12 protein-coding genes are annotated in these 16,860 nt (G+C 55.8%); 4 read left to right on the plus strand and 8 right to left on the minus strand.

Going from position 1 to position 16,860, the window contains the following annotated elements:
- Window positions 1-59: 59 nt before the first annotated feature.
- Entirely contained in the window at window positions 60-1,649 is a 1,590-nt protein-coding gene (gene prfC / locus CUN67_RS17000; protein WP_208716470.1) for a peptide chain release factor 3, read from the minus strand.
- A gap of 282 nt (window positions 1,650-1,931) precedes the next feature.
- On the opposite strand from prfC, the gene CUN67_RS17005 reads away from it, so the two are divergent.
- The 3 genes from CUN67_RS17005 to CUN67_RS17015 are packed head-to-tail and all read left to right on the plus strand — an operon-like array spanning window position 1,932 to window position 6,632.
- Window positions 1,932-3,509 (plus strand): hypothetical protein, encoded by a 1,578-nt coding sequence (locus tag CUN67_RS17005; RefSeq protein ID WP_208716471.1) that lies wholly within the window; start codon window positions 1,932-1,934, stop codon window positions 3,507-3,509.
- 34 nt (window positions 3,510-3,543) lie between these two features.
- Window positions 3,544-5,127: a hypothetical protein gene (locus CUN67_RS17010; RefSeq protein WP_208716472.1), complete on the plus strand. Its 1,584-nt coding sequence runs from the start codon at window positions 3,544-3,546 to the stop codon at window positions 5,125-5,127.
- Complete coding sequence (locus CUN67_RS17015) at window positions 5,127-6,632, plus strand: hypothetical protein (protein ID WP_208716473.1); 1,506 nt, start codon at window positions 5,127-5,129, stop codon at window positions 6,630-6,632. The genes CUN67_RS17010 and CUN67_RS17015 overlap by 1 nt, the downstream gene beginning before the upstream one ends.
- A gap of 21 nt (window positions 6,633-6,653) precedes the next feature.
- Here the strand turns inward: CUN67_RS17015 and CUN67_RS17020 are convergent, their stop codons facing one another.
- The 3 genes from CUN67_RS17020 to CUN67_RS17030 are packed head-to-tail and all read right to left on the minus strand — an operon-like array spanning window position 6,654 to window position 8,899.
- A complete protein-coding gene (locus CUN67_RS17020; RefSeq protein ID WP_208716474.1) occupies window positions 6,654-7,757 on the minus strand; it encodes a M20 peptidase aminoacylase family protein in 1,104 nt (367 codons plus the stop codon).
- A gap of 10 nt (window positions 7,758-7,767) precedes the next feature.
- Window positions 7,768-8,241, minus strand: a complete 474-nt coding sequence (locus CUN67_RS17025; RefSeq protein ID WP_084876806.1) for a YjiG family protein — start codon at window positions 8,239-8,241, stop codon at window positions 7,768-7,770.
- On the minus strand, window positions 8,231-8,899 hold the full coding sequence (locus CUN67_RS17030) for a nucleoside recognition domain-containing protein (RefSeq protein WP_084876807.1): 669 nt from the start codon (window positions 8,897-8,899) through the stop codon (window positions 8,231-8,233). Before CUN67_RS17030 ends, CUN67_RS17025 begins: the two co-directional genes overlap by 11 nt.
- A 467-nt stretch (window positions 8,900-9,366) precedes the next feature.
- Between CUN67_RS17030 and ftnA the strand changes: the two genes are divergently transcribed.
- Window positions 9,367-9,873 (plus strand): non-heme ferritin, encoded by a 507-nt coding sequence (gene ftnA / locus CUN67_RS17035; RefSeq protein ID WP_208716475.1) that lies wholly within the window; start codon window positions 9,367-9,369, stop codon window positions 9,871-9,873.
- 58 nt (window positions 9,874-9,931) lie between these two features.
- On the opposite strand, the gene CUN67_RS17040 is transcribed toward ftnA, so the two are convergent.
- The 4 genes from CUN67_RS17040 to CUN67_RS17055 all read right to left on the minus strand — a co-directional run bounded on the left by CUN67_RS17040 (window position 9,932) and on the right by CUN67_RS17055 (window position 16,839).
- Window positions 9,932-12,781, minus strand: a complete 2,850-nt coding sequence (locus tag CUN67_RS17040) for a bifunctional diguanylate cyclase/phosphodiesterase (RefSeq protein WP_208716476.1) — start codon at window positions 12,779-12,781, stop codon at window positions 9,932-9,934.
- Between the two features lie 237 nt (window positions 12,782-13,018).
- Entirely contained in the window at window positions 13,019-14,761 is a 1,743-nt protein-coding gene (locus CUN67_RS17045) for an ABC transporter permease (protein WP_208717248.1), read from the minus strand.
- A gap of 2 nt (window positions 14,762-14,763) precedes the next feature.
- Window positions 14,764-15,765, minus strand: a complete 1,002-nt coding sequence (locus CUN67_RS17050; RefSeq protein ID WP_208716477.1) for an ABC transporter substrate-binding protein — start codon at window positions 15,763-15,765, stop codon at window positions 14,764-14,766.
- A 6-nt stretch (window positions 15,766-15,771) separates the two neighbouring features.
- Window positions 15,772-16,839, minus strand: coding sequence for an ABC transporter ATP-binding protein (locus tag CUN67_RS17055; protein WP_208716478.1), 1,068 nt, complete (start codon window positions 16,837-16,839; stop codon window positions 15,772-15,774).
- Window positions 16,840-16,860 lie beyond the last annotated feature (21 nt).

Consider the following 16,860-nt stretch of genomic DNA (forward strand, 5'->3'; position numbering starts at 1 on the left):
GAGTCTGGAAGGGAAAAACAGGGCCAGTGCAAACCACAGACCCTGGGGAAAAACGACGATTAATGCTCGCGCGTTTTACGGAAAGTCACGTCAGGATAGCGTTCCTGAGTGATATTGAGGTTAACCATGGTCGGGGCGATATAGGTGAGGTTGTCACCGCCATCCAGCGCAAGGTTGATCTCGTTTTTGCGTTGAAATTCATCGAATTTCTTCACATCGTTGCACTCAACCCAACGCGCGGTCGACACGTTGACCGATTCGTAAATCGCCTCAACGTTGTATTCGCTTTTCAGGCGTGCCACCACCACATCAAACTGCAGCACACCCACCGCACCCACGATCAGATCGTTGTTATGTACCGGTCGGAATACCTGCACTGCACCTTCTTCCGATAGCTGCACCAGCCCTTTCAGCAGCTGTTTCTGCTTCAGGGGATCGCGCAGGCGAATGCGACGGAACAGTTCCGGGGCGAAGTTCGGGATACCGGTGAACTTCATGTTCTCACCCTGGGTAAAGGTGTCGCCGATCTGGATGGTGCCATGGTTATGCAGGCCGATGATATCGCCAGGGTAGGCTTCTTCCACGTGCGAACGGTCGCCTGCCATAAAGGTCAGCGCGTCGGAAATCACCACATCTTTACCGATGCGTACCTGACGCAGCTTCATGCCCTTTTCATACTTGCCGGACACCACACGCAAAAAGGCCACGCGGTCGCGGTGTTTCGGGTCCATATTGGCCTGAATTTTAAATACAAAGCCGCTGAACTTCTCTTCTTTGGCTTCGACGATACGGGTATCGGTCTGACGCGGCATCGGTGCCGGTGCCCAGGAGACCAGGCCATCAAGCATATGATCCACGCCAAAGTTACCCAGTGCGGTACCGAAGAATACCGGGGTAATTTCGCCGCCCAGGAACAGCTCCTGGTCAAATTCGTTGGATGCGCCCTGCACCAGCTCCAGCTCATCACGCAGCTGCTGCGCCAGGTCTTCACCGACGGCTTTGTCGAGATCCGGGTTATTCAGCCCTTTGACGATGCGCACTTCCTGAATGGTGTGCCCCTGACCGGTTTGATACAGGTAGGTTTCATCGTTGTACAGATGATAAACGCCTTTAAACAGCTTGCCGCAGCCGATAGGCCAGGTGATCGGTGCACAGGCGATCTTCAGCTCGTTCTCGACTTCATCCAGCAGCTCCATCGGATCGCGGATATCACGGTCAAGTTTGTTCATAAAGGTGATGATCGGCGTATCGCGCAGACGGGTCACTTCCATCAACTTGCGGGTACGATCTTCAACACCTTTGGCGGCATCGATCACCATCAGACAGCAGTCCACCGCCGTCAGGGTACGGTAGGTATCTTCCGAGAAGTCTTCGTGGCCGGGGGTGTCCAGCAGGTTAACCAGGCTGTCACGATAAGGGAACTGCATCACCGAGGTGGTGATGGAGATACCACGCTGCTTTTCCATCTCCATCCAGTCGGATTTGGCGTGTTGATTGGAGCCACGGCCTTTTACCGTACCCGCAGTCTGGATCGCCTGTCCGAATAACAGAACTTTCTCGGTAATAGTGGTTTTACCGGCGTCCGGGTGCGAAATGATCGCGAAGGTACGGCGGCGCGCCACCTCTTGTAAAAAGGGAGCATTAGACATGAGTGAAATCTTCTCAAAGGGCAACGCACGAAACGCGCGCTGCGAATAAATCAGGGTGGCCGGTAGCAACTCCGGCGGATAAACGGAACCCACGGTGACGCAAAGGCATCAAATCGCGGCAGGATACGCACGTTTTACATTGGCGACAGTTCCGGTTATCCAGTCAGCATTAAGGCCGCATAGCATACAATATTTCGGCGGAGTGGGGAAACTGAGCGCTATCCACAGCGAAACGAAGCGGGGTTCTATAATTATCCTTTATCCCCCTGCAACGGAATCGCCATGCTTATCACCGACACGACATCCCCATTCAGCTTCGGTATTTCCGGAACTGCCGCTCAAACATCGCTGACCTCAACCCTGGCCGAGGTGAAACAAAGCCATCAGCGTCTGTTTATGTCTCAGTTAAGAACCCGGACAAGGATTCACGGCAACGCCTGTCTGGATGCGTTAAAAACCCGGTTTGCGCTTTACTGGGCAAAAGTACCGGCGCAAGGCAGCATCGTCAGCCGGGTGGAGGCATTGCTGTTTCAGTTTGAACAGCAGGATCTGATGGGGATCACTGCGCGCGAGCTGCGGGAGGTGTTGCAGGAAAATAATGTCAGGGTAAACACCACCACCGCCAGCAGCGCACTGGCCACAGCCAGAGTGGAAGTGCCAGCGCAGGAACAGCAGTGGATCAACGCTCACTGGAACAACACCTGCCACAAGCCCGGTTCGCAGGCCTGGCTTAAAAGCCTGCTGGACATCGAAGGGTGCCCTGATCTGAAACCTTCCGTGATGCGGCGCGCACTGCTGAACATTGGCGTAAACGTCTCGACCAGCATGCTGAGTGATATGGCAGTGGCTGCCAAAGTGAAAGTCTCCGCCCGGCACGAGACGCTGATTAGGACCTGGTGGGATGGCTTCGCTGAAGAAGATTGTCTGATGAGCAAGCTGGTGATGCTATTGCGCCTGCCCGAATATCAGCAGATGGCCGTGACGGTGAGGCAGCTACAAATCGTGCTGGGAAAAGCCGGGGTAAAAGTGAGTCGCGAAATGATGATCAGCGCCAGAGCCGCCTTCAGAAGCAAAATCACCGTACCACAACAGGCGTGGTTTGATACCCACCGCGCAATGTTCACCGGTTACACCCTCGGGGATAAAATAGAAAACCTGCTGCGCCACAGTAAGCATCCTCCAATGATGCCAGCACAGCTATGGAACATGCTGCGTAATGCCGGTGTACAGGTCAGTTTTGCCATGGTGCGCCAGGCAATGAGGGGGGCCAGGGCTGCTACCAATGTGATTGTGACGGCGGATCAGGAACGGGTGATTATCGCTGCCTGGAATCGGCTATGCCAAAGTAATATGAGCCTGGTGAAGCTGCTGGGAACGATCCTGCTGGAGCATGGACATCTGGGGATTACTTCAGTACATGTGAAACAGGCGCTAAACAGAGCCGATATCTCCGTCAGCAATGTCGCACTCGGGCTGGCGCTGGCCGCCGTCAAAGCCTCCCCCTCAACGGAAGAACTCAGCTGGATCAAGCCAGCCTGGGCCAGTATCAATCATGAAAAAATGATGGAGTTTCGCATCCGTGATTTGCTGGCTCTAAACCGGGTGCTACAAGAGATAACCCCGGCAAAAGTCCAACGCATCATGTGGGAAGCAGGTGAAGATATCTGTATCAAAACCTGTATCAACGCCCTCAATGGCATCGGCTTTAGCCGACCCGATGCTTCCCCCCGGCAGCCCCTCCTTGTCGCGGAAGATAAGGAGTTAGATGACATCCTTGATATGGCGTTAGAAATGAACGACACCCTTACCGGACACCAGCATGTCACCCCCGACGATAACCGCTGGATCGGGGTTCTATAATTCGCTTACCCCTATCCCCTCCAGCGGAGCGCCTATGCAGATCACATCAACGACCACTGCGAACGTATCAGTATCAAATCCTGTCGCGAACAGATCGAGCCTGCTGACAGCAAGCACTGCCCAGGTACAGCAAAGCGCCCTGCGTCCTTCCCTGGCCCGGGTGAGAAAACGCTATCCACACAGCGGTAATGCTGACCTGCAAGCGCTCCAGGCGCAAATTCTGGCTTACTGGCCTTCGCTCCCGCGCAAAGGCAGCAAGGTGAGCCAGATCGAGAAGTTGCTGTTTCGGCTGGTCGATTTGCAGGTATTGGATATTAAAAACATCACCGCCAAACAACTGCTGTCCGCCCTGCATCAATGCAAAATAAATATAAAAATCACCACCGTCATCACCGCCCTTGCTACCCTGCGGGCAGAGGTTTCACCGCAAAATCAGCAATGGTTCAATGACCACTGGCTAAAAGTCTCGCATAAAATCGGTGAGACCAAACTGGCGCTGGCGCAGTTGGTGGAGGTGTTGCGCGAGGAAGGCTGCCCGGAAATGACACCGTCAGAAATGCGGCGCGCCTTGCTGAATATCGGTGAGGATATTTGTATTGCCACGCTATGCCATGCCCTTGCACTGTTGCACACTTCGGTGACAACAGAACAGGTGGACAGAGTCAAAACGCTCTGGCAACAGGTTGCTGATGGTAATCGCCACAAAATGGACCAGCTGATCACGCTGATCCTGCTGCTCGATTTTCAGCGCCTGCCGATGACATCAGTCGAACTGAAGATGGCGCTGGCGCTGGCCGAGATTGCCATCAGTGACGATATGATTCGAAGCGCCCAGGCCATCGCCAGGACGCAGGTCACATCACAACAACAGGCATGGTTTGATGCTCACTGGTCAACAACTTTTGGCGATACCTGGGGAGATATACTGGAAAATCTGTTGCATAAAGCAGGCCGACCGATCATAACGCCACCACAGCTGTGGCTGTTGCTGGTAAATGCCAACGTTAAAGTGAGTTTTTCGGCTGTGCGCCATGCAATGTCAGCTGACCGGACGGTCCACAATGCGACACTCAACCGGCAACAAATACAGTCGATCGTTGAGCGCTGGCAGGCGCTTGCTGCTACAGGTAGCATGACCCAGGTCAGAAGGCTGGGAACGCTATTACTTGAAGGTATTGCACCGGGGGAGCTAAAACTTGCCCTGCGCAGTGCAGGGATATCGGCAAGCCACGTAGCGATGGGGCTGGCTATGGCGGCAGTCAATACGACGTTAACTCAGGCTGAAGTGACCTGGTTTAAAACCCGCTGGGCAGGGCTTTCCCACCCCCCTCAGATTAGCGTTCAGGGGCGTCTGATCATGCTACTCAGCCAGCCGGAATGCCCGTCCGACCTCACGCAATCAAAGCTGCAACGTTTACTGTGGGAGGTGGACGTTGACGTCTGTATTTCCACCCTGAGCCACATCCTGCGCGCCGCCGGAAGACATCCCGCAGGCACTACGCTGTCTGCATCCCATGATCAGGAAAAGGATACACAGTTAGAAGCGGTACTGGAGATGGCGCTGGATATGGCCCAGGACTATCACCCCGGTTCTGAACGCCAGCAGGAGGGATGCTGATGCCCCTTGCTCCGAACCGCGTGACCCTCTCCGGGGTTCCTCCGTTGGTGGTGTTGCGCACTGATCCGCAAAAGCCGCTGGCCGCAAAGATTTCCTCGGTCAAACAAAGCCAGCAACGCCCCACCCTGCATCGCAGCAGAAAGAAAAAACCACCACGACCCGTGAATCGCTGCATAGCTGCCTTGCAAGCAGACTTTGCCGTCTGGTGGAACAAAGTGCCAAAGATCGGCTGCATGGTCTCCCGGGTGGAGATATTGCTGTTGCTGTTTCCCCCGCCGGATATTGAAGGCTTCACCGTCAAATTGCTACATACCATCCTGCGCAGTAATCAGGTGCAGGTCGGCATGTCGACGGTTGAGAATGCCTTAACCATCGCCAGAACACCGGTGCCAGCAACAAAACAGGCGTTGGTCAAAACGCTGTGGCAGCAACCCCCGTGGCAACCTGATGTCTGTAAACGGTTGCAACGCATGCTGCCGCTGGATTTATCGCTTTCTCAGCTCCGACGCGCCCTGTGGAATATCGGCGAAGACGTCGACATCGCGCTGATCAACCAGGCCCGGAGCGCTTTCAGGGAGCGGGTCGTGGCGCAGGAGACAGCGTGGATTGCTGCTAACCTGCACCACATCAGCGATCATGACAGCATCACAGCAATGCTGGTCAGGCTTCAGGATCTCCCTGGCTATCAGCAGAAGACCCCACTCATCCTGCGCAATGCCCTGAAGAATGCAGGCATTAAGGTCAGTATCCAGACGGTACGGCAGTCACGGGCCTTGTTCAAAACGCAGCCTTCGCAGGCGCAGAAGGATTGGTTTGCCGTCAACTGGCCCGAGGTGCATATGCAGATGAACACCAGAAGCCAGTGGCTGGAGATGTTGCTGGAGCGTCCCGGACGACCGGCAATGACCACTCCCGAGTTGTGGCGGCTGCTGCATGGTGCCGACATCAATATCGGTGTATCAATGGTGCGTAAAGCTCTGACGCTGACGCTGGCCCAGCCAACGGCTCACAGGGCGCGGGTAGCCGAGCGCTGGCACCAGATTGGTGCTGGGGGAAAGATAACGCTGGTGAAACGTCTGTGGGTGCTGCTGTGCCAGCTGGAAAATAGCGGCATCACCTGGGAGCAAATTCATCTGGCCTTAAAAGATGTGGGCGAAGAGGTCAGTGACGCGACCATGGATCACGCGCTGGCGGCCTTCAGAACGCGGATCAAACCGGACGAACTGGCATGGATCAGAACGGTCCATCATCGGATCCCCCAGAGAGAAACAGAACGCAATAAAATCATTGCCCTGCTGCGCCATGAAGGATGCCCGAAGCCGATAACGGCTTCAAAGCTGCTGCGCCTGCTGTGGGAAGTCGGCAGAGATGTCTCGGTCGGCACCATCCTCACCGCCTTACGTATTGTCAGGCAGCAACCCGCTCCTGTCGTTATCATTGATAACGACGACAGTCTGGTTGAGATGGTACTGGATATGGAGGAGCAACGACCCGCCCCTCTTTAAAGAGAGACGGGTACGCATTCGTTAGCCCAGTACGCGCGTGACCGCCGCTTTGAAAATCTTCACGCCGATTTCCAGCGAGCTAAGTTCAAACCGCATCTCCGGGTGGTGCAGTCCCGGAACCAGGTTAGTGCCCAGCCCCCAGAAACCGGCTTTCACCGTTGGGCACTTCACCGGGTAATAGAAGAAATCTTCACTGCCCGGCGTGGTTTTCGCGCCCAGCAGGCCCTCTTCGCCCAGCACATCAACAATCGCCGCGCGGATGATGTCAGTGGCTTCCTCGTGAATCTCCGCCGCAGGCATCTCTTTCAGCACCACCACGCTGGCAGTCGCGCCAAGTGCCGCCACGCTGTTGAGCACCGCCTGCGTGACCTTCTCTTTCAGAATATCCATCGGTGCGTTCTCCTGCGAACGCAAATCCCAGACGACGCGCGCTTCATCCGGTACCGAGTTGGTGACACCGGCATCGCACAGGAAACGCGTCGCTTTTACGCTCCAGTTCAGTCCCGGCGACAGGTGGATGCTGTTCACCGCCTGCACGGCCTGTACCGCAGCATCCAGCGCATTCACCCCGAGATGTGGGCGCGCCGCGTGAGCGGGCACACCTTTGATGGTCGCTTCCAGCGTGCTACAGGCGGAATAGATCACCGCAGGTGTCGCCTGGCCGACCTGGCACTCCTCCAGCGGGCGGACGTGGAAGCCGAGGATCATCTCCACATCATCCATAGCTCCGCCTTCAATCATCGATAGCGCGCCCGCCCCCAGTTCTTCGGCTGGCTGGAACAGGATTTTCAGACGCCCTTTCTTAATCGCCCCTTCCTGCAACAGCTCCTGCACCGCCGTCAGTACCACTGAAGAGTGACCGTCGTGGCCGCAGGTATGACGTGCACAAGCCACGCCATCGATCACATGTCCCAGCGCATCCATATCGGCACGCAAGGCCAGCACCGGCCCTGGTACACCGCTATCGATTTCCGCCACGATACCGGTGGTATTGTTGATGCCCCGCGTGACGTTGATACCCGCCTGTTCCAGCTGATCAGCAATGTAGGCCGAGGTTTTGAATTCCTGAAAACCCAGTTCCGGGATTTCATGCAAAAAATGGTAATGCTCTAAGACCCTGGACACTTGTTAGCTCCTAAACAAAAAAACGCATTACAATCATGGCGATCACTGCATTGATAATGCTGGTCAGCATCAGCAGCGGCCAGTATTTTTTCGGTACGTCGGCCACACCCAGCAAACGCCCCATGTACTGCAACTGCGCCCCCATCAGGAATATGGCCGGGGCGAGGATAGAGATATCGGTGCCGCTTAACAGGCCTTTGGTCAGCAGGCTCACGGCCACCCCCACTCCCGCCGAGGAGGAGAGCCAGGCCGTCAGCAACACGGTAATCGCTTCGCCCGGCAGGCCAAACAGCCCCATCACCGGGGCGAAAACATGCCCAAGAAATTGCATGATGCCGAGCAGATTCAGCACTTCCGCCAGCACATAAGCCATCACCACATTGGGCATCAGGTTGTGGATGGCAATATGAAAACCTTTGCGTGCGCCAACAATAAAAACATCGAACGGATTATTATTGACCTTCGCCTGTACGTTATTTGACATCAGCAAAATCCTTTTTGTAAATACTATTTAACATGAAACGGACAAAGGCCGCACCGACGAATTTGAGAACAAACATTAACACCAGCGGAATAATGATCGGCACCGTCATGGAAGCAAACAAGGCAGAGCCGATAGCGAAATAGTTATTGATCAAACCGGCCCCGGAATATTGCCAGGCACTCATCACCACCACATCTTTTTTGCTGACCTGTTGCTGGTCATACATTTCTTTGGTTAACGCCGCGCCGGCATCGGTACTTTGCAGGTCGGTAATTAACGCCAGACCACAACGTCCCGGCAGCCCCATTAACGGCTTGAGCAGTGGCGTCAGCAGCTTATGCGCGGCACGAATCGCGCCGTAATGGGTGAAGATTTCCAGCACACCCAACGCCAGCATCACCGTCGGAGCCAGCGACAGCGCGAACAGGAAGCCCGCTTTGGCGCTCAGCCCACCTGAACCGAGGAAAGTATTGCTGGACTCCTTCATGGTGCCGAAGCTGCCGCCCAGGGTGGTGAAATCAAACGCGCCCAGCCAGCTGAAGCCGTCCACCTTATAAAACAGGCCGGAAAAGAACAGAATGGCCAGCACCAGTGCAATATAACTGCCAATACCTGCCGTCACGCGGTCAGGTGCGGCGATGATTTTTTCTTCTGACATAAAACCCTCCTGCTGGCGTTATTTTCGACCCGGCAAGTTGCAATATATGGAACTGAGTTCTAAGCAGGATTTATGCCAGCTGGCATTTTCTTTAATTGCGAAAGCGCCAATTATGTTCAGTAACAATGAAACTGACGGAATATCAATCCTTCCGCCGCCATAAAATAAACGGCGTGTTGTTTATTTACGCCAATGAATATTTTCAGGCGGAAAGCAGATTGCTGAAAATAAAATCAATCACCGCCCGGATGCACAACCATAAGGCAAGGTTATTGCACCAATTCAGTGCATTACACTTCACTGGAAGGAAGACAAAAATGATAATCGGTCGCATTCAAAAACCTGAATAATTCCATTTATAATCAATAAGATAAATTCACTTTTTTTGTCAAAATCACTTCACAAAAAAGTGAACATTGATGCATAATTCACCGCACTCACCTGAAAAATTTAAAAAGGAATCAGCCATGTTAACCGCTGAAATGACCGCACGTCTGAACGACCAACTGAATCTGGAATTCTTCTCTGCCAACCTGTATCTGCAAATGAGCGCCTGGTGCAGCGACAAAGGCTACGAGGGCGCAGCGTCCTTCCTGAAGATGCACTCACGCGAAGAAATGGAACATATGCAGCGCCTGTTCGATTACCTGAGCGACACCGGTGCCCTGCCGGTACTGGGCAGCATCGCGGCACCGCCGATCAGCTGGAACTCACTGGCTGAGCTGTTCGAAGAAACTCTGAAGCATGAAAAACTGATCACCAGCAAAATTAATGAGCTGGCGCATGCTGCAATGACGACCCAGGACTACTCCACTTTCAACTTCCTGCAGTGGTACGTAGCCGAGCAGCATGAAGAAGAGAAACTGTTCAAAACCGTGCTGGATAAACTGGCGCTGGTAGGCAACAAAGGCGAAGGCCTGTTCCTGATCGACAAAGATCTGGGACGGATGAACACCGAAAGCCACGGTGCATAAGTTTGCAGCGGCCCGCATTAGCGGGCCGTATTTTTATATGGGCCGACAACGGCACACATCAATCCAGCGTTTTCAGACGCAGTTCCGAAGGTTGCGGGCGACCAAACAGATACCCCTGGAACAGCGTACAACCTTCCTCGCGCAATTTAGCAAACTGCTCGCTGCTCTCCACCCCTTCGGCGGTGATCTGAATATCCAGACTACGGCTCATGCCGGTGATGGCGCGGATAATCGCCAACGCTTCACGGCTATCCCCCATATCGTTGATAAACGATTTGTCGATTTTGATCTTATCGAACGGGAAGGATCGCAGATAACTTAGCGACGAATAGCCAGTCCCGAAGTCATCCAGCGCAATCTGCACCCCCAGTGCCTTCAGGCTTTGCAGGATGCGGATATTGCCGAGCGTGTCATCCAGCAATACCGATTCGGTAATCTCAACTTCGAGGCGATGCGGTGCCAGTCCTGACTCACGTAACGCCCCTTCCACCACTGACACCAGCGAGCTGTTCTTAAACTGCAACGGCGACAGGTTAACCGACACCGACTGCTCACCTTCCCAGCTCGTCGCTTCGCGGCAGGCTTCATACAGCGCATAGGCTCCCAGCAGATGAATCAACCCGGTTTCTTCGGCGATCGGAATAAAATCATTCGGCATGATCAATCCTTTGATCGGGTGATGCCAGCGCATCAGCGCTTCATAGCCAATGATCCCTTTCTCATCACCATCGGTGATCGGTTGATAGTACAGCCTCATCTGACGGCCACTGATTGCTTCACGCAGATCGTTTTCGATCACCCGACGGCTGCGCGCCAGATCGTCCATCTCCAGCGTAAAGTGTTCACAGCGATTGCGGCCATTGCGCTTGGCTTCGTACAGCGCCATATCGGCACAACGCAACAACTGTTCCGGCGTGTTGATGGCCGGTGAACTCAGCGCGATACCCACGCTCAGACCCACCGACAAATTATGTCCTTCCAGATTCACCGGAGGGCGGATGGCTTCAATCAAACGCTGCGCCACCACCGCGGCTTCGTCAGCATTACGCACGCTGGGTAGCACGATGGCAAACTCATCACCACCGATACGGGCCAGGGTATCGCGGTCGCGCAGGACATTACGCAGGCGCTTCGCCACGGTACGCAACAGGTCGTCACCAATCTGGTGTCCCAGCGCATCATTGACGTTTTTGAAGTTATCCAGATCGAGGCACAGCGTGGCGATGACCTGGCCGCCAGGCTGTTCAGCGCGTAACGCCTCGCTGAGTTTCTGGCGGAACAGAATACGGTTCGGCAGGCTGGTCAGGTTATCGTGATGCGCCATATGGTGGATACGGGCATCGGCTTCACGCTGATCGGTCACATCCTCCACAATCAGCATGACAAAATTCTGACGTAAATCTTTGCCAGCGATGGTGGCGGCGCGGGTATGCAGAATGCGCTCGCCACTTGCGGTCAGCAGCAGCTGTTCCCGGGTATGCATGCCTTCGCTGCGTAACGCAATATCCGCCAGGCTGTTGAAGTAGTCGCTCAGTTCTGCCGACATACATTCATGTGGCCGCTTATGCATGATCAGCATCTTATTGATACCAAACAGCTGCTCGGCTTTATCATTCACCATCAGAATCTCGCGGCTGATGGCATCTTCGACAATCACGCAGGACGGAATATTGCTAATGATGTTATCGAGGAATTTTGATATCTCAGAGGCTTTGGTACTTTGCGCTTCTGCCAGATCCCGGGCGCGCAGCAGTTGCTGCTCGTGTTCGCGGCGTTCGGTGATATCGCGGGTAATTTTAGCGAAACCAATCAGACGCCCTTCTTCATTGTGGATGGCATCGATGATCACATGCGCCCAGAATGCCGAGCCGTCTTTACGGTAGCGCCAGCCTTCGTCTTCAAAGCGACCGGTTTTCAGTGCGATGCCCAGATTGGCATCAGGCGCTTTCGCCTGGCGCTCCTGAGCGCCGTAGAACACGGAAAAATGCTGGCCGACAATCTCTTCAGAACGATAGCCTTTGGCCCGTTGCGCACCGGCATTCCAGTTCACCACCATCCCATGCACATCAAGCATATAAATGGCGTAATCCCGCACCCCTTCCACCAGCAGACGGAAGGTTTTTTCCTGCTCACGCTGCGCGCGCAGCAGTGCCTGCTGCTCGGTACAGTCACGGGTAATTTTGGCGTAGCCAATCAGCTTCCCGGCATCATCACGTATCGCATCAATAATGACATGCGCCCAAAACGCACTGCCGTCTTTGCGATAACGCCAGCCTTCGTCCTCAAAACGACCGGTTTTAAAGGCAATACCCAGGTTCTTTTCCGGGATGTGGTTGAGGCGATCCTGGGCGCTGTAGAAACGGGAAAAATTCTGGCCGACGATCTCTTCAGCGACATACCCCTTGGCACGTTGCGCCCCGGCATTCCAGTTTTCGACGTTACCGTCCAGATCGAGCATATAGATGGCGTAATCAGTAACGCCTTCAACCAGCAGGCGGAAACGTTCTTCCTGCTCACGCTGTTTACGCTGTAATGTCTGCTGCCGGGTGCAATCCCGGGTAATTTTGGCAAAACCGAGCAGCTCACCATATTCATCGCGCACGGCATCAATAATCACATGCGCCCAGAAAGCGCTGCCATCTTTGCGGTAGCGCCAGCCTTCAGTCTCGAAACGCCCGGTGGCCGTGGCGGTGGCTAAAGCACGATGCGGTGCGCCGTTTTTGCGGTCATCCTCGCTGTAAAATAGCGCGAAATTCTTGCCGATGATTTCTTCAGCGGTGTAGTTTTTGGCGCGTTGCGCACCGGCGTTCCAGCTCGCCACCGTACCATCGGGTTTGAGCATTAAAATTGCGTAATCAAGCACGCTCTGCACAAGCAGCCGATACATGCCGTCAGAATTATTATCCATTGTTATTTGCCTATTGCTGGCCTGGTGTCACCTGGCATCCCAGGAAAATTCTTAATTGCTCTGAAGACTTAATAGCAAATACGCAGCGTTGACAAGCGCTATCAGCTAACAGGCAAAAGTTGGTGCTTTGGTTATCGGCTGTGGCGAGAAAACGTTCAGTGGGATACTTAATGAATTATGCTTCGTTGACGATGATCAATAAAAAGCGCGGGGTGACGGCAGTGAAGTCTGTTGCCGTCACGTTTGCCACGGTAATACCCCCTGCGGCAGACGCCGCGTCAGCCGGGTGGCCAGCGCCATCAGCAGACAAACCACCACAATCATCAGACAGCCGACTGCCGCTGCCAGCGAGGCCGATCCCCCTTCATCGAGAAAGACGATGGTGGGGCCGATGGTTTGCGTCTGGGACGTCACCAGCAGCACCGATACCTGGATTTCATTCAGCGCGGTGAGGAACACCAGCACCGTCCCCGCCAGCGCCGACGGAGCCGCCAGCGGCAATAAAATGTCGCGCATGCGGCGCAGAAAACCGGCACCGCACAGCCGCGCCGCTTCATCCAGCGCCGGTTCCAGCTGGGCGAAACCAGCCAGCGTCGGGCGTAGCACCAGGGCGAGAAAATTGGCCAGATAAGCGGCGAGGATGATCCACACCGTGCCATACAGCGACACATTGACCAGTGGCAGCGGACGCAGGAAAAACAACAACGCCGCCACCCCCGTGACAATGCCCGGCAATGCATAGGTCAGTTCACTCGCCAGCCACAACCCCCGCACCAGTCGCGTGCGCCGCCAGCTAAGGAAATAAGCCAGAAACAGCGCGGTCAGCGTCAGGATGATGGCGGACAAGGTGGTGAGGCCGAGGCTGGTCAGAAATGCCTGACGCACCGCCGGATAGCCCCACAAGGCAGCGCGGAAGTTTTCCAGCGTCAGGGTTTGCCAGGTCAATGCCTGGCCATAACCGTGGGTCAGCGCGGTTATCAGCAACGCACTAACCGGAAGTAATAATGTCAGCGCCATCCACAGCCAGGCCAGCGCCGCCGCCAGCGCGCGCGCGCGGCCCAGGGATTGCTGCCACAGGCGCGGCGCACCGCTGACACGCACATCATGACGACCACCAAGCCAGGCGCTGACCCCCATTCCTGCCAGGGTGATCAGGGCGATCAGCAGCGCATACACGGCGGTATTGGGCAGTGCAGTCGGGCCGATGCCGTTCAACTGCTGGTACACCAGAGTAATCAGGGTGGGCACGCGGGCCGGTATACCCAACATCGCCTGGATACCGAAATTACCGGCCGCCGCCACAAAGGTGAGCGCCGCACCGGCAAAAATTGCCGGGCGCGCTAACGGCAGAATAATGGTGAAAAGCACCCGCCAGCGCGATGCTCCGCTGACCTGTGCCGCTTCAACCAAATCGGCTGGCAACCGACGCAACCCGGCGCGCACGGTCAGAAACACCAGCGGCGCATTGTGCATACCGAGCAGCAACACAATACCCGTCATGGAATAGAGCGGCTGCTCGCCAGGCGCAAACCACGGTAATCCCAGCCGGGCAAACAATAGCGCCAGCGGGCTGGAGGGCGCTAACGCCTGCAACCACGCCAGCGCCGTGACCTGCGGCGGGATCATCAGCGGCAGGATAAAGGCAAAGACCCAGGCGGTTTTCGCCCGCAAATCGGTCAGTGCCACCAGCCAGGCGGCAAAAGTGCCGAGCAACAGGGAAATGGCGGTTGAGCTGAGGGCAATCAGCAGGGTGTTGCCGGTGGCGATCAGCACGCGTTCGCTGGCGAGCAAACGCAGCAGTCGCGCCATATCCGGCACCCCCTGCGGCGCGATGGCGGTCCACACCAGGCGCAGCAACGGAGCCACCGACAATGACGCAATCAGCAGCACCATCAGCGCCAGAATCACCCCTTCGCTACGCAGCCGCCAGCGCTGGCTGCTGCGTGCGCGGCTGAGCCATTCGTTGCTCAGCACGCTCATCATCAGCCGCCGAACAGCTGGGTGAACTGGTCGCGCACCTCAGCATCGTCGTTAATGGCTTTCGCCACGTCGGGTGTCAGTAGCTTGATCTGGCTGATCGGCGTAAAGCCTGCCGGGGCCGACACGCGATCGTCAACCGGGCGGTTCCCCTGCTCCACCACTAACTTCTGCCCCTGCTCCGACAGGATAAAGTTCACAAAAGCCTTAGCCGCGGGCAGGTTGTGTACCGTCTTCATGATCGCCACTGGCTCGGTGACGTAAGAAACGCCCTCTTTCGGATAGACCAGATCAACCGGTGATCCTTTCTTCTTCGCCAGGATCACGTCGGCATCGGTGATCACCCCGTATTTATCCAGACCACTGGCAACGGCTTTCAGTGCCGGACCATTACCACCTTGCGGTGCAACGCCTATCGCTGCCAGTTTTTTGTAGAAGTTCCAGCCGATATCCGGCGTGTTGATGTCGGTATGCAGCTTATATAACGCCGCGCCGGAATAGAGCGGGCTGGGCATGGCGATCTGGCCTTTATTGGCTTCCACGGCCAGCGCATTCCAGCTGTCGATCGGTTTGGCATGCTGGGTGTTATAGGCGATCACCGTGGAGATAATTTTGGTGCCAAAGAAGGTTTTGTCTTTGTCGTAGAACGAAGGATTGATATGGCTGACCGGCGCATCCTGGTAGCTGTAAAGCTGGTTCTCTTTTTTCAGCGCCCCGAGGTTGATGGCATCGGCGATCAGCAGGACATCCGGCTTCGCCTCGCCGCTCATCATTTCCGTGCGCAGCACATTCATCAGTTGCGTGGTGCCGTTACGTGTCCACTCCACCTCAATGTTGGGATAAGCCGCTTTGAAGGCATCAATGGTTTGTTGCGCAATTTCCGGCGCTTGTGAGGTATACACCACCAGCTTGCCCGACGGCGTTGCATCGGCATGGCTGACGGCGGAAAGCAGTAATCCACTGGATAACAGCAAAACATTCAACGAAGTGCGCATAGCCTTTTCCATGAGTTGTTATGAAGGAAGAATCCAGCCGTCACGCAATGCCACGCCGATCGTGGCATCAGCAACGGGTACCGGGCCATCCGCCAGCATCAGCGTCAGGCTGCTCTCGGGCATATCCAGAGGCATCAGGTTGAGCTGGTGGTGGCCGCCACGATAAATCACACGCTGTACGCGTGCGGCAAACTGGGGCTCGCCCGGCTGGGCAAGGCGAAAATCCGCAGCATGAAAACTGGCTTTGCCCTGCGGGCACGGTTGCTGCTGGGGTGCACAGCGCAGCGACACGCGCTGGCCGCAGAGCGTGGCGAACGCCCGCCCGTCACCGAGCGGCTCGATGTCGCTCACCGCCAGCACTTTGCCATCGTCGATAAAGGTGGCGACCATCGCATTGGCCGGTTCACGCCACAGGGTTTGTGGCGTGGCGAACTGCATCACCCGACCGCCATCCATCACCACGATACGATCGGCCAGCGCCATCGCTTCATGTTGATCGTGGGTGATATACAGCAGGGTGGCATGGCTGTGATGATGGAAGCGGCGAAACTCGTCTTCCATGGTGGCGCGCAGATGAACATCAAGGTTGGCGAGCGGTTCATCCAGCAGCACCAGGGTGGGCTGCGCCACCAGACAGCGTGCCAGCGCCACGCGCTGCCGCTGACCACCGGAGAGGTCAGCCGGACGACGATCAGCGAAGGGTTGCAAGCCAACCAGCGCCAGTGCCTGGCCGGTGCGCTGTTCGCGTTCCGCCCGCGCCACACCGTTGACTTTCAGGCTGTAGGCCACGTTTTCCGCCACTGTCATATGCGGCCACAGCGCATAGCTCTGGAACACCACGCCCAGCTGACGATCTTCGGGCGGCAGATGCAGGCCGGGAGCCGCAAAGCAGCGATCGCCCACATGGATCTCACCCGCATCAGCGGTTTCAAAACCCGCGAGCAAACGTAATAAGGTGGTTTTGCCGCAGCCGGAAGGGCCAAGCACGGCAATAAATTCTCCCTGCGCAATATGCATGGAGATATCTTGCAGGACAGGCTGTGCAGCAAAGGATTTGCACAGCCCGCGAAGGGTTATCGCCGCCATCAATTCTGGCCTTTCTCTGAC

Source organism: Pantoea cypripedii (assembly GCF_011395035.1).
GTDB classification, from domain to species: domain Bacteria; phylum Pseudomonadota; class Gammaproteobacteria; order Enterobacterales; family Enterobacteriaceae; genus Pantoea; species Pantoea cypripedii_A.